Source organism: Peribacillus sp. YIM B13481 (genome assembly GCF_042787985.1).
GTDB classification, from domain to species: domain Bacteria; phylum Bacillota; class Bacilli; order Bacillales; family DSM-1321; genus Peribacillus; species Peribacillus simplex_A.
Genome location: NZ_JBHZPE010000004.1, coordinates 125,518 through 138,739, shown reverse-complemented (window position 1 = coordinate 138,739; position 13,222 = coordinate 125,518). Strand labels below are relative to the sequence as shown.

Genomic DNA, 13,222 nt, shown 5'->3' with positions numbered 1-13,222 from the left:
TCTTTTATAATCCTGATTTAGCATGAACAGTATATGATACTAAGATAAGACCATTTCTAACATATTGTTTAATATATATCTTACGTCCATTGTTCACTGGACATGCGCCACTTGAACCGTAAAGCTATTTATTGAAGATTATTTTACGTTTATATTAATCTGTTTAGTTTGTTTACTTTCATTGTGGGTTCGGTCTAAGGCAGTCACAACATATGTGTAAGTCTTTCCTTTTTCTACACTGGGGTCATTAAACAATTGACGTTTATTTTCTTTATGCACTGTGGCAAGTAAGTTCGTTGAGTCATCTATATTTCCTTTTTTCTTCCCATCAAAACGATAAATGGCATAATAGGATGCATCTGATTGCTTGTGATCGTGAATTTCAAATTGTATTCCATCTCCAGCTTGTGTTGCCTTGCTCACCTTTGGAGCCTTTGGGGCATGATCATCAATCCAAGGCATTGCAGGAACCAATGCGGGATGCTTATAAATATCCTCGCTTAAGCGATTCTTTATCCCAAGGGGGTTTTTCCGTAAATCTTTGGCACTGAAATGCATGCTTCCATCAAATTCCTTATATGTTCGATTCAGTTTTAACTGGTTTGGCATTTCTTCAGGATTGAACCAGTTTTGGACACCATTGGACTCTGTATTAATTTTATAGTCTCCTTGTCCAATATAGAGTTGAACATTTTTACCCTCGACTTCTTTTGTCCACCAATCAAGAAGTTTGGCGTAGTCAGCTACTGGCAATCCTATATTCCAATATAATTGAGGGGCAATGTAATCAATGTATTCATTATTGATCCACGTTCTGGTATCCGCATATAAATCATCGTAATTCGTTTGTCCAGCGGCAGTGTCAGATCCTGTGGGATCAACTGCTTTGTTGCGCCAAACTCCAAATGGACTTATACCAAACTTCACATATGATTTTTCTGCCTTGATTTCTTCATTTATACTCTTAACAAGGTTATTTACATTATCCCTTCGCCAATCCTCCACATTTGTAAATCTATCTGCTCCATATTTTTGATAGGAAATTTCATCTGGGAAAGGTACTCCTGCAATCTTGTAAGGATAGAAATAATCGTCCATATGGACTGCATCAATATCATAATTTTTAACAACTTCCATTATTCCATCGATCACAAACCGTTGTACGCCAGGAATGCCTGGGTCAAAGTACAACTGTTGTCCATATGGTATGACCCAATTCGGGTGCTTTCTAGCAGGATGAGATTCTGGAAGATTATCAATATCCGATAATTCAGCTGTCTTACCTAAAGGCATAGTAATGCGATATGGATTAAACCAGGCATGAAATTCCATATTACGATCATGTGCTGCCTCTACCATGAATGCAAGAGGGTCATACCCAGGGTCTTTTCCTTGGACTCCTGTTAAATATTTTGACCAAAGACCGTATTCAGAAGGGTAAAAAGCATCTGCAGTTGGTTTAATTTGCATAACGATAGCATTCATCCCCATTGCTTTTTGTTCATCCAAATATTTTATGAATTCTTCTTTCTGTGCTGATATGGATAAACCTGGTTTGGACGGCCAGTCAATATTTAATACAGTTGCAATCCAAGTTGCGCGCAGTTCCTGTTTTACATAAGTAGTTTGCTGAGGGATAGTCCCCGTTTCTGCATGTGCAATCAAATCGGATGGAAGGAGAAGTGATCCTCCCACCAAAGCGGCTAGCGCCAGTGAACCAAATCTTGTCTTTGTAATTCTTTCATTCATCAATAGTACAACCTCATTTCATTACTAATATTTATATTTAATTATTTGTAAGCGTTAACAAATAATGAATATATGAATTTGTCACCTATCTGAATAGAATTAATGTCTAATCAATAAAAGGATCATAGGTTTGGTTCATGAAAATAGCGGTTTACATTTTTAGTAGAAAGTTAAAATTATTTTATGTATCTTACGTTTATTCTAAAATTAATTTTTAAAAATGTATACACAATATTGAAATTAATTTTTAATAATGATATATTCTCTATAGCTAAAAAAGTTTCACCACTTTCACCACTGAAATAAAAAAGGATGATATGTATGCTAGAGCATTTAACGACAGAGCGCCGTAATGAAAAGACCATGAGTTTGGATGAAATGGGAACACTTGAATTTTTAGAGGTAATGAACGAAGAAGACATTAAAGTTGCCCATTGTGTGAAAAAAGAACTTCCGCAAATTTCTAAAGCCGTGGAGATGATCGTCGAAGCCATGAATAAAAACGGCAGATTAATTTACATGGGTGCAGGAACAAGCGGGCGCATCGGTTTATTGGATGCAGTAGAATGTCCACCGACATTCAATACCGATCCGAGTGAAGTAGTGGGTATTATAGCTGGTGGGGAAAAGGCTTTCATTAAGGCAGTTGAAGGTGCTGAAGACAGTTTTGAATTAGGTCCTGAAGATTTGAAGAAAATCGAATTAACAAACAGGGACGTCGTAGTGGGCATTGCGGCTAGTGGACGCACTCCATATGTTATTGCTGGCTTGGAATATGCTAATCAAGTTGGTGCAGGAACTGTGTCGATAAGCTGTAACAAAGGTTCTGAGATAGGTAAGATTGCAAAAGTTGCGATTGAAGTTGTAAACGGGCCTGAAGTCCTGACGGGTTCTACACGTTTAAAAGCTGGAACATCGCAAAAGTTAGTATGCAATATGCTTTCCACCGCCTCAATGGTTGGAGTGGGTAAAGTTTATGGCAATTTAATGGTAGATTTACAGTTAACTAATGAAAAGCTAGTTGAACGCGCAAAACGCATTATCATGGATGCTACTGACTGTAGCTATGAAATTGCAGATGAATTTTTAGAAAAGGCACATGCCCAGCCCAAAATTGCAATTGTCATGATTTTAACGAATGTATCGTATGAAGAAGCCTCAAATCGTTTAGTGAAGGCACAAGGATTCATAAGAAAAACGATTTAATGCCTTTAATAAAAAGGCTCTTTTCGTAAAGATTGTTGTTTTTAAAACGAAACTATATAAGGTTGATTGGAGCGGAAGTGCGAGACTCCTGCGGGAGCAGCGGGACAGGTGAGACCCCACAGGCGTTTACGCCGAGGAGGCTCACCGCCCGCCCCGCGGAAAGCGAGCATCTGGAGGGGAAATCAACCACAACTCACTACCTGGTAAATAGCAACAAAGTATGTGAAAAAAGCCAATAAAAAAAATAAAAAAAATTGGAGGAACAAAGAATGAAGGTTTTATTCGTATGTTCAGGTGGAATGTCTAGTGCAATCGTTGTAAGCGCTTTAAAAAAGGAGGGGGAAAAACAGGGTGTAACTATAGAAGTATTGGCAGTCGGCACTCAAGAATTTGATGCAGAAGTACGAAATGGCTGGGATGTTGCAATGGTAGCTCCGCAAGTCAAACATCGTTTCGATGGCTTTAAGGCATCTGCAGATGAAGCGGGCGTCCCATGTGAAGCCATACCAGCTCAAGCTTACAGCCCTCTTGGCGGACCTAAGCTACTAAAACTGGTAACGGAACTAGCAAAATAATAAACTAATTACTATTTCTTTTCACTAAACGTAAAAGGGGAAAACACGAATGGACAAGTTTGTAGCTTTTTTAGAAAATAATCTTTCAACACCTATGGCTAAATTGTCTGAGCAAAAACATTTACGTGCAATTCGGGATGGTGTGGTTTCTGCGTTACCATTCATCATTTTTGGCAGTTTATTCTTGATCATTGCATTTCCGCCCGTTGCAGCAGATACTGCATTAGGTGAATGGTCTGCAAAACATATAGCAGAAATTTTAATACCATATCGATTAACGATGTTTATCATGACGTTATATATTACTTTTGGTATAGGCTACAGTTTATCTCAAAGCTATAAACTTGATCCGCTATCTGGAGGTTTACTATCATTGGCAGCCTTCTTGTTCACAATTGGTGTAAAGATGATGGATGATGTAGGGTTTGTTTTGCCAATGACAAATCTCGGGGGCCATGGTCTTTTTGTAGGAATGCTTGTATCCATTTTTGCAGTCGAAATTTTACGTCTTTGTAAGACAAAAAATATCACAATTAAAATGCCGGATTCTGTTCCAACTTCAGTAGCCCGTTCATTTGAAGCATTAATACCAGTTACAATCGTATTGCTTGTTATGACTTTAATTACAGTCGTTTTTGCTGTTGATTTACATTCACTCGTTGATAAAGCGGTTGCACCACTCATCAGTGCAGGCGACACATTGCCAGGTGTATTAATTCCAGTATTTTTGATTACATTCTTCTGGTCATTTGGTATTCATGGCGTTTCAGTGGTAGGTGCCGTAGCTCGTCCGGTATGGGAAGTGTACTTGGGGAATAACTCGGCGGCAGTTGCAGCTGGAAAGGCAATTCCCCACATCGCTCCTGAAACTTTCTTCCAATGGTTTATTTGGATTGGCGGGTCTGGTGCAACTTTGGGTTTAGTAATAGCCATGCTCTTAACGGCAAAGTCTACCTATAGTAAAGCAATGGGGAAAGCAACAATTGTTCCAAGCATTTTTAACATCAATGAACCTGTTATCTTTGGGATGCCAATTGTACTAAACCCGGTACTGATTATTCCATTTATCATTACACCGCTAATTGGTGCGACACTTGCATATATTGCAACATCCATCGGACTTGTGAACCCGACATATGTAATGGTTCCCTGGACATTGCCCGCTCCAATAGGCGCCTACCTTTCAACTGGTGGTGATTGGAGAGCCATCGTTCTCGTGATGGTGAATTTAACCATTTCCGTTATTGTTTATCTGCCATTCTTTAAGATGTACGATAAAAAGCTTTTAGCGCAGGAAAACATGGTAGAAACAACAGATAGTAAAAAAATTGCTTTATAAGGAATGCCTAAAAGGGAGTTTGGAACTAAATGCTCCAAACTCCTTTTATGAATTGAGGGGGGGAAAGGACATGAATTCAACTTCCAGAATCCACTTTTTTAGTTACAAAAGTGCCTTTCTATTTTTTAGCTTCATTCTTGTTTTTAATTTTATTTTTAACAGATTAATGGATGCCTTTGAGATAAATAAACAATTCTCACTATACTTGGGAAATACTTTTGCCATAAGCGCAGGATTGACGATGGTTGTTTGTTTTGTTGAAGGTAAGTTTAAAAACAAGAAACAAGCATCACTATTATTCTTGTCTTTATTAGCGGTAAGCGCACTAGTTTGTTATGCAATCATCTATAAATGAATGAAAAATTAGATTAGCTTACGATGAGGTGTTAGGGGAATGGAAATGAAAAACGGGTTGAAGATTGCCACAATCGGCGGAGGCTCCAGTTATACACCAGAATTAATAGAAGGATTTATTAAACGATATGATGAGTTGCCTATTAGGGAACTATGGTTAGTGGATATTGAGGCAGGAAAAGAAAAACTGGAGATTGTAGGAACCTTGGCAAAACGTATGGTTGAAAAAGCAGGACTTCCAATGGAAATACATCTAACGTTAGACCGCCGTCAGGCCTTGCAAAATGCTGATTTTGTCACAACGCAAATGAGGGTGGGTTTACTTGATGCACGAATCAAGGATGAGAGGATCCCGTTGGAATTAGGCTTAATTGGTCAGGAAACAAATGGTGCAGGAGGATTGTCCAAGGCATTACGAACTATCCCCATTCTTCTGGAAATTGCAGAAGAAATGCAGGAGCTCTGCCCTGATGCATGGTTAATTAATTTTACAAACCCAGCGGGGATGGTAACGGAAGCCCTTCTCCGCTACAGCAAGCATAAAAAAGTCATTGGTGTATGCAATGTTCCATTTAATATGCATATGTCTATTTCTAACATGCTTGGTGTTGATATGAAAAGAGTGCACATAGATTTCGCAGGGTTAAACCATATGGTATTCGGGATGCATGTGTTCGTTGATGATCAAGAAGTAACAGATAAAGTGCTTGAAATGCTGGGCAATCCTGAAATTCAGCTGACGATGAAGAATATTGCCCCATTAGCTTGGAACAGAAGGTTTTTGAAATCTTTAGGTGTTGTGCCTTGCCCGTACCATCGTTATTATTACAAAACTAAAACGATTTTAGAAGAAGAGTTGGAAGCATTCAAATCTGGGGAAACTCGAGCAGAAGTTGTGAAAGAATTAGAAGTAGGTTTGTTTGACCTATATAAGGATGAAACCCTTGACATCAAGCCTCCACAACTAGAGCAGCGCGGTGGAGCTTACTATAGTGATGCAGCGTGCAATGTCATTTCTTCTATTTATAATGATAAAAAAGATATTCAAGTGCTAAATGTACAAAACAAAGGATCGCTTACTGATATTGATTATGATTCAGCTGTCGAAGTAAGCTGCATTGTCACCAAAAATGGACCAATTCCTTTGGCTATGGGTAAATTACCCGTACAAGTGCATGGCTTGATCCAACAAATCAAATCATTTGAAAGAATTGGTGCAGAGGCAGCCGTTACAGGTTCTTATGATAAAGCATTATTAGCTTTAACGATTAACCCGCTTATTCCAAGTGATGACCTGGCGGAAATCGTTTTACAAAAATTGTTAAAAGTGCATCGAGAATACTTACCGCGATTCTTCAGTGAAAGTGCAGTATCGACATCAAGTTTCGTTGGATTACAGCAATCCAATGAAACTTCATAATCTAACATAAAATTGGAGTGTAGTGATATGTCAACTGAATTGAACAATAATGAAATGGAAATTTTTGAAATAATATCACATAGTGGAAATGCAAGAGGATTAGCATTCGAAGCACTAAAAGAAGCGGAAGAATTTAATTTTGAAAAGGCAGAGGATCTAATTAAACAGGGCCAGGAAGAATTGAACTTGGCCCATAAGACACAAACCAAGCTCATTCAAGCAGAATTGAATGGAGTTCCAAGTGAGAAAACTTTATTAATGATTCATGCACAGGATCACTTGATGACGGCAATGAGTGAACAAAAACTAATTGAACATATGATTCGCATTGTAAAAAAGCTAGCCCCACAACAGTAAAGAGGTGATTAAATAATGGGTAAACTCGGTATATCTATCTATCCAGAGCATTCAACCGTTGAAAAAGATATGGAATACATTGCACTTGCACACAAATATGGATTCAAAAAGATCTTTACTTGCTTGCTTTCTGTCGAAGGTGACAAAGAAAAGATTTTAAAAGAATTTAAAGAAACGATTCGTTTTGCCAATCAATTGAATATGGAAGTGATGGTCGATATTGCTCCCCGAGTATTCGGTTCACTAGGCATTTCTTATGATGACTTATCGTTTTTTGCAGAATTAGGTGCGTATGGAATCAGGCTGGACATAGGTTTTACAGGTAACGAAGAGTCGATTATGACACATAATCCATATGATCTAAAAATTGAAATAAACATGAGCAATGCAACAAAATATTTAGAAAATATTATCGATTACAAACCAAATAAAGAGAATTTAGTTGGATCGCATAACTTCTATCCTCATCGCTATGCAGGATTGGGCTATCCTCATTTTATAAAATGCTGTGAGTCATTCAAAAAGCATAATATCCGCACGGCAGCTTTCATAAGCTCCCATGCAGCAACGTACGGACCTTGGCCTATAATGGAAGGATTATGTACATTAGAAATGCACCGGGAATTACCCATTACAACTCAAGCGAAACACTTGTATGCGACAGGGTTGATTGATGATGTAATTATTGCGAATGCCTACGCATCTGAAGATGAATTGAAACAGCTTAGCCAGTTAAACAGAGGTCTATTAACATTTAATGTTAACCTTCACAAAACCATAACAGCTTTAGAGAAAAAAATAGTATTGGAAGAATTCCATTTTTACCGTGGAGATGTTTCCGATTATCTTATTCGCTCGACTCAATCACGCGTGAAATATAAGAGCGAGGAATTTAAACCAACATATACGCCTGATATTAGACGCGGTGATATTTTAATTGAAAATGAGCTCTATGGACAATATAAAGGGGAATTGCAGATTGCATTGAAGGAAATGAAGAATTCGGGAAAAACAAATGTAGTGGGCCGAATAGCAGAAGAGGAAATTCTTCTCCTCGATCATTTGGAACCATGGGGGAAATTCCAATTCAATATTAAATGATCAGGGAAGGAACGGTGATATTCCTTCCTTTTTTACTGAATAGGAGAATGATATGAATTATATTATCGGTGTTGACGGCGGGGGTACTAAAACTGAAGCAGCGGCTTATGATTTAGATGGTAATAAAATAAGTGAAGGCAAAGCTGGGTTTGGAAACCTGCTTATAAATGAAAAACAAGCCATCGCTAACATTATACAGGCAATTGAACAAAGCATAGCTCCTATTGATAATGGTAGCTGCCATTACATTTGCTTAGGATTAGCCGGGTATGGAGGAGTTGTGAATCCGCAGGGCATAAAAAGTGCATTAAGAAAGGCATTTAATGCCCCGTTCACGATTGTAAATGATGGAATTATCGCTCATGCTGCTTTACTAAAAGGAAATGATGGCATTTTGACCATATCCGGAACTGGATCTGTAAGTATCGGCATCCATAAAGGTATCGAGAAATCGGCTGGTGGCTGGGGACACATTCTTGGGGATGAAGGAAGTGGCTATTGGATCGCCATGCAGGCTTTTATAAAAATGACGAAAGAAGAGGATGAGGGAGATGAATATAGCCTTTTAACCGAGACAATACTTAAAAAACTTGGGATTCATAGTGTTATGGAACTGAAGAAATTCATTTATTCTGCCACGAAATCCGAGATTGCCGCGTTTGTTCCCCTAATTGTCCAACATGCGGAGGAGGGCGATGGTTCCTCGCAAAATATTCTGAATCAGGCTGGGTACCACCTTTCAAAACAAACGCTTAAGGTTATCAAGAAGTTAAAGTTAAGTGAGAATGTTACAATTGCAATAAAAGGTAGCATATTGACAAATATACCATTGGTGCAAAGCTCTTTCATCAATCATATTAAACTTGAAAACCCAAATGTGAAATTTGTTGTAGAAGACGTATCTGCTACCTTGGGTTGTTACTACATAGCAATGAAGCATTTAAAGTAAGTAAAGATCAAGGAGAGTAAATCATATGCCCGTCGAAAATATTATATTGAGAATTGAAAGTTTATTGAACCAGTTGCCCAAATCAGAAAGGAAAATTGCACAATATATCTTAGAAAATCCACAGGAAATTATAAGAATGACGATACATGAATTAGCTGACCATGCCAATGCCAGCAGTTCGGCCGTAACGAGATTTTGTCATTCTATAAAAGTTAACAGTTTTTCGGAACTGAAGGTATCCCTATCATCCCTAATTTCCCAACCGGAGAAAAAAGGTTTCCATGACATTGAGCCTAATGAAACAATAGCGTCCATTAAAAATAAAATAGTCTCCAACTCTGTACAAGCTATACAAGAAACGGCACATTATTTGGATGAGGCCGTTCTTGACAATATCATTGAAACCATGAGGGGTGCAGATGTAATTTATGTCTATGGTTTAGGAGCTTCATGGCTCGTTGCTGAAGATATTACACAGAAATGGCTACGGTTAGGAAAGATTGTAAGTGCCAATCAAGACCCGCATATTACGGCCACTGCGCTTGCTGCATCATCAAAGAACACCGTTTTTTTCTGTATATCCAATAGTGGCGAAACTGAAGAAATTCTGGAACTCGTTGATATTGCTAAAGCATATGGAATTAAAACAATTGGTTTATCGCGGTTGGGGAACAATGGACTAACTAAAAAAGTTGATATGTCCCTAAATCATGTACGTGCACCGGAGGCTAAGTTCCGAAGTGCTGCAACAAGTTCGCTTTTTGCACAATTTCTAACGGTCAGCATTATTTTCTATGCGTATGTTTCAAAATTTTATAATGAAAATAAAAATGAAATTGAACGTTCAAGGGAATCTGTATTGAAATTCACCAAAAGAAATTTGGATACTTGAAGGAAGAGGATTTAAAAATGAAGGAGGAGGGCATTCGCCTGGATTGTGAATGCGCAGATATATGCGGTAGAATCAAACATAGGATGTACGCTTTTTCAAGGAGTAAAGAAACGTTCCAGGATTTGGCCTAATTAAAACAGAGAAAAAGCCCTCCAAAAAGGTTTTGAAGGGCTTTTTGGCTGGCCAAAAATTAAAAACATGTTTTTCCATTAATCGGCTTTTTTGATTACTCATGGTGTTTAGCATAAGAAGATTATTAGTAGGCGATACCTACACGTGATTTTATATAATCGCTACTTTTTATTAGACTAAATGTAAACTCTGCTGTATCCGGCACGGATATTTCTACGCCGTCCTCCGGCAAAAAATTACCTTCTACACGATATTTACCTACACTTTCCCCATCCGGCAAATACGTAGGACAGACAATAGTCCATTCGAGTGGTGACTGTTTGAGCATATCGTAAACTTTATGATGTTCTACCGCTGCACGGGTAGACTTACGCTTTGATTCACTTGACTGATAACGCAATGAATTTGGGGTGGTTCTGCTTTGCAGGATACCTGCAGTTCCTATAGTGATAATTCGTTGTATTCCTTCTTCTTCCATTGCTTCGATAATTAGTGGCATACTTTCTGATAGAGTGGTTGTCCCATCAGTATTCAGCGCACTAATAACTACATCAATCCCATGCATTGCATGTGAGATATCACCTTTATTTAAAACATTACCTTGGATAATAGTTAAATTTTCACAATTTATTTGAAGCTTCTCTGGATTTCGAACTAATACAGTAACATGGTGTCTATCATGAAGGGCATAAGTAACTATTTGACCTCCAACTCGTCCAGATGCACCCAAAATTAAAATATTCATGAGAATGAACCTCCTTTTTACAAATATTACACTACACTTTAAAAGTTATTATATCGTCTTTTTCAACTAATGAAAGCCTTAGTGCAATAAGTCATCATATGGATAATCAAACTTTTTTATAAAGAAAAATTTAATACACCGAGTGATCGGGTTTTTTTTTTATTTCATTAAAAAAAAAGGGGATATTAGTTGAACGATAAAAATACATCAAAATGCGAAAGGAGTATGTTCTTTGGGGTTAACTTCGATTTTAATTGGACTTTTTGGAGCTATATTAGTTATTATCTTCGTTTTTCCGTTACTAATGGTTAGAAAATATGGGAAAGGTTCACCTCCGTATAAGTGGTCTTATTGTATATTTGGTCTATTAATTATCAATTGGATATTATACATTACAGGTTTATATACATTGCTTCCTGTTAATGTTGCAGACTTAATTTTTATCCCAATATGGTTTATTGTTTGTGCTTTAGGTGCCTTATTTACAATATTTGAGTTTAAGAACAACAAAGCCTTTGCCGTTCCGCTTGCTGGTTTTACTTTTATTAGCTTTGTTTTCGCTTTATTCTTAAACGGTATATCACAGATGTAAACAAAAGGGCGCGATTCTGGAAATAAGAATCGCTTTTCTTAACGAACTAACTTTATTATAAAAAATTGATATTTAATCAATAGAAACCCGTTATTTTGAATCCTTTTTCAAAATAACGGGTTTTTATTTGCTGTTTTTTTAAGGGGTAAAGGAGGATCTTTAATCAAACTTTATTTTAAATCAACACCTGATTTGCTAAGACAATTTTCGAAACTTAAAAGCCGGATTGGTTTAACCGATGATCAAACGCAAACACGCCTAAAAAACCAAGCGATTCGAGAAAAGAAGAAAGGCATTGTCATGAAGGAGAAAAGTAAGCACTTGATGGGTATGAATGTCTACATAACGAATACATCACCAGAAGAAGTTCCCACTGACTATGTTCATTCCCTCTATTCCCTGCGTTGGCAAATCGAAATTTTGTTTAAACATGGAAGTCATTCTTTGAAATCGATGAATGCAAACCAATCAAAAAAGAACGCCTTGAGTGCCATTTATATGGCCAACTCATTGGCATTTTCCTCTGTTCTTCTACCATGTTTCAAAGGCGACAGTTACTTCTTGAAAAGAAAAAGAAGGAATTGAGTGAATATAAAGCTATTTATATCATCAAAGACTATTTTTTACTGCTGTTTCAAGCGATACAAACAAGCACACAAGAGCCATCAAAGATTCTACTTCGCCTGTTTGTCCTCCTACAGAAAAATGGGCGAAAATCCCACCGTTATGAGAAAAAGACAGTCTTTGATATATTGGGTGTTGTCTATCAGTATACCGTGTGTCACAAGAGTGCAGCATAGCGCAAAAAAATGACCTATCGGAGGCTTATTTTGCATGTCTTTAGTTAATTGCATGAACGATTATCTTGTAGAAATAGATCTACTTTAAGTACTCATTGGCGTTAGCTTGAAGGGGATGGGGTATCGCCAGCATTTCGGAAAAAAACCACGTTAAGCATATTTCAACACAAAATAGCCGACTTTAACTCCCCCTTTAAGGCTAAATCGGCTGTTTTATATTCAAAACTTAGTTGTTTGTAATATCAAAAGAAAATGTTTCTTTAAGTCCTTTTTTCCCGTCAGAAGTGATTTTTATTGCTCTTGTTTTAGGTAAACGTTGAACCCAATTTAATTCTAATAGTCTTTCTAGAAGGGCATTTCCTAATGCTCCCGCAAGGTGGTGACGTCTTTCACTCCAATCTAAACATTTGTGTGTAAATGAACGACGCTTTTTCTTAACCCTTTCAAGATCAATTTGAAAAGTTGTAAAGAATGACTCTCCTTTTTCAGTAACAGTAAACCCGTCCTTTTCTTCATAAATAACACCTATTTTAATTAAATAATCTGTTAATTTTACTCCTAAATTCCCTGCAAGATGATCATAACATGTTCTTGCAAAACGCATCTCTTTTTCTTCCGAAGCCTGTTTTAATGATTTAATTTCAATTGGTGGAGCTATTGATAAAAATGACTCTATAACTTGAGCAACTTCTTGATTTCGAAGTCCATAATATCGATGTCTCCCCTGTTTTTCAACTGTAACTACATTCGCATCGACCATTTTTGTCAAATGGAAACTAGCCGTCTGTGGTTTGATTCCTGCCATATATGCTAATTCGCTTGCAGGATGGAATCTACCGTCTAATAAGACTGTTAATATTGCTGCACGAGAAGCTTCACTCACAAGAGTATAAATCATTACTACATTTGGGTTTGCGTTCACTTTAATTCCCCCTAATTTAATCCATATTTCGATGAAAATCGAAATGTTAATATTCTACAATAAATAAGGAAGAACCTATGAATAGGAGG

The 13,222-nt window shown here is 37.3% G+C and carries 14 protein-coding genes and 1 pseudogene; 12 read left to right on the top strand and 3 right to left on the bottom strand.

Translation table 11 applies throughout. From position 1 onward, the window contains the following. Positions 1 to 138 precede the first annotated feature (138 nt). Complete coding sequence (locus tag ACFX4X_RS04825) at positions 139 to 1,749, bottom strand: glycoside hydrolase family 10-like protein (RefSeq protein WP_377382058.1); 1,611 nt, start codon at positions 1,747 to 1,749, stop codon at positions 139 to 141. 321 nt (positions 1,750 to 2,070) lie between these two features. On the opposite strand from ACFX4X_RS04825, the gene murQ reads away from it, so the two are divergent. From murQ to ACFX4X_RS25525, 10 genes are all read left to right on the top strand, one after another. After that, complete coding sequence (gene murQ / locus ACFX4X_RS04820; RefSeq protein ID WP_284470393.1) at positions 2,071 to 2,955, top strand: N-acetylmuramic acid 6-phosphate etherase; 885 nt, start codon at positions 2,071 to 2,073, stop codon at positions 2,953 to 2,955. A 269-nt stretch (positions 2,956 to 3,224) separates the two neighbouring features. Further along, on the top strand, positions 3,225 to 3,530 hold the full coding sequence (locus tag ACFX4X_RS04815) for a PTS sugar transporter subunit IIB (protein WP_061463755.1): 306 nt from the start codon (positions 3,225 to 3,227) through the stop codon (positions 3,528 to 3,530). Positions 3,531 to 3,579: 49 nt separating this feature from the next. Further along, a complete protein-coding gene (locus tag ACFX4X_RS04810) occupies positions 3,580 to 4,869 on the top strand; it encodes a PTS sugar transporter subunit IIC (RefSeq protein WP_377382054.1) in 1,290 nt (429 codons plus the stop codon). Between the two features lie 70 nt (positions 4,870 to 4,939). After that, positions 4,940 to 5,224: a hypothetical protein gene (locus ACFX4X_RS04805; RefSeq protein ID WP_289320175.1), complete on the top strand. Its 285-nt coding sequence runs from the start codon at positions 4,940 to 4,942 to the stop codon at positions 5,222 to 5,224. 39 nt (positions 5,225 to 5,263) lie between these two features. Next, complete coding sequence (locus ACFX4X_RS04800; RefSeq protein WP_284470395.1) at positions 5,264 to 6,643, top strand: 6-phospho-beta-glucosidase; 1,380 nt, start codon at positions 5,264 to 5,266, stop codon at positions 6,641 to 6,643. A gap of 27 nt (positions 6,644 to 6,670) precedes the next feature. Continuing rightward, on the top strand, positions 6,671 to 7,000 hold the full coding sequence (locus tag ACFX4X_RS04795) for a PTS lactose/cellobiose transporter subunit IIA (protein ID WP_089363461.1): 330 nt from the start codon (positions 6,671 to 6,673) through the stop codon (positions 6,998 to 7,000). A gap of 15 nt (positions 7,001 to 7,015) precedes the next feature. Continuing rightward, positions 7,016 to 8,101, top strand: a complete 1,086-nt coding sequence (locus tag ACFX4X_RS04790) for a DUF871 domain-containing protein (RefSeq protein WP_377382048.1) — start codon at positions 7,016 to 7,018, stop codon at positions 8,099 to 8,101. Positions 8,102 to 8,153: 52 nt separating this feature from the next. After that, a complete protein-coding gene (locus ACFX4X_RS04785) occupies positions 8,154 to 9,050 on the top strand; it encodes an N-acetylglucosamine kinase (RefSeq protein ID WP_377382045.1) in 897 nt (298 codons plus the stop codon). Between the two features lie 25 nt (positions 9,051 to 9,075). After that, positions 9,076 to 9,942, top strand: a complete 867-nt coding sequence (locus ACFX4X_RS04780; protein WP_061463748.1) for a MurR/RpiR family transcriptional regulator — start codon at positions 9,076 to 9,078, stop codon at positions 9,940 to 9,942. 17 nt (positions 9,943 to 9,959) lie between these two features. After that, positions 9,960 to 10,073: a hypothetical protein gene (locus ACFX4X_RS25525; RefSeq protein WP_483878235.1), complete on the top strand. Its 114-nt coding sequence runs from the start codon at positions 9,960 to 9,962 to the stop codon at positions 10,071 to 10,073. A 125-nt stretch (positions 10,074 to 10,198) separates the two neighbouring features. Here the strand turns inward: ACFX4X_RS25525 and ACFX4X_RS04775 are convergent, their stop codons facing one another. Next, positions 10,199 to 10,819: an NAD(P)-dependent oxidoreductase gene (locus ACFX4X_RS04775; protein ID WP_089363457.1), complete on the bottom strand. Its 621-nt coding sequence runs from the start codon at positions 10,817 to 10,819 to the stop codon at positions 10,199 to 10,201. A 232-nt stretch (positions 10,820 to 11,051) separates the two neighbouring features. Between ACFX4X_RS04775 and ACFX4X_RS04770 the strand changes: the two genes are divergently transcribed. After that, positions 11,052 to 11,411, top strand: coding sequence for a DUF1129 domain-containing protein (locus ACFX4X_RS04770; RefSeq protein WP_377382041.1), 360 nt, complete (start codon positions 11,052 to 11,054; stop codon positions 11,409 to 11,411). A gap of 210 nt (positions 11,412 to 11,621) precedes the next feature. Further along, positions 11,622 to 12,211, top strand: a pseudogene (locus ACFX4X_RS04765) (transposase); the annotation flags it as partial. Between the two features lie 226 nt (positions 12,212 to 12,437). On the opposite strand, the gene ACFX4X_RS04760 reads toward ACFX4X_RS04765, so the two are convergent. Beyond that, complete coding sequence (locus ACFX4X_RS04760; protein WP_377382038.1) at positions 12,438 to 13,133, bottom strand: ArsR/SmtB family transcription factor; 696 nt, start codon at positions 13,131 to 13,133, stop codon at positions 12,438 to 12,440. Positions 13,134 to 13,222: the final 89 nt, after the last annotated feature.

Bases quoted from the DNA above. Each gene is read 5' to 3' on its own strand.
- ACFX4X_RS04800 (WP_284470395.1), top strand. From the start codon at position 5,264: ATGGAAATGAAAAACGGGTTGAAGATTGCCACAATCGGCGGAGGCTCC.
- ACFX4X_RS04775 (WP_089363457.1), bottom strand. From the start codon at position 10,819: ATGAATATTTTAATTTTGGGTGCATCTGGACGAGTTGGAGGTCAAATA.
- ACFX4X_RS04785 (WP_377382045.1), top strand. From the start codon at position 8,154: ATGAATTATATTATCGGTGTTGACGGCGGGGGTACTAAAACTGAAGCA.
- ACFX4X_RS04795 (WP_089363461.1), top strand. From the start codon at position 6,671: ATGTCAACTGAATTGAACAATAATGAAATGGAAATTTTTGAAATAATA.
- ACFX4X_RS04810 (WP_377382054.1), top strand. From the start codon at position 3,580: ATGGACAAGTTTGTAGCTTTTTTAGAAAATAATCTTTCAACACCTATG.
- ACFX4X_RS04780 (WP_061463748.1), top strand. From the start codon at position 9,076: ATGCCCGTCGAAAATATTATATTGAGAATTGAAAGTTTATTGAACCAG.
- murQ (WP_284470393.1), top strand. From the start codon at position 2,071: ATGCTAGAGCATTTAACGACAGAGCGCCGTAATGAAAAGACCATGAGT.
- ACFX4X_RS04815 (WP_061463755.1), top strand. From the start codon at position 3,225: ATGAAGGTTTTATTCGTATGTTCAGGTGGAATGTCTAGTGCAATCGTT.
- ACFX4X_RS25525 (WP_483878235.1), top strand. From the start codon at position 9,960: ATGAAGGAGGAGGGCATTCGCCTGGATTGTGAATGCGCAGATATATGC.
- ACFX4X_RS04805 (WP_289320175.1), top strand. From the start codon at position 4,940: ATGAATTCAACTTCCAGAATCCACTTTTTTAGTTACAAAAGTGCCTTT.
- ACFX4X_RS04790 (WP_377382048.1), top strand. From the start codon at position 7,016: ATGGGTAAACTCGGTATATCTATCTATCCAGAGCATTCAACCGTTGAA.
- ACFX4X_RS04825 (WP_377382058.1), bottom strand. From the start codon at position 1,749: ATGAATGAAAGAATTACAAAGACAAGATTTGGTTCACTGGCGCTAGCC.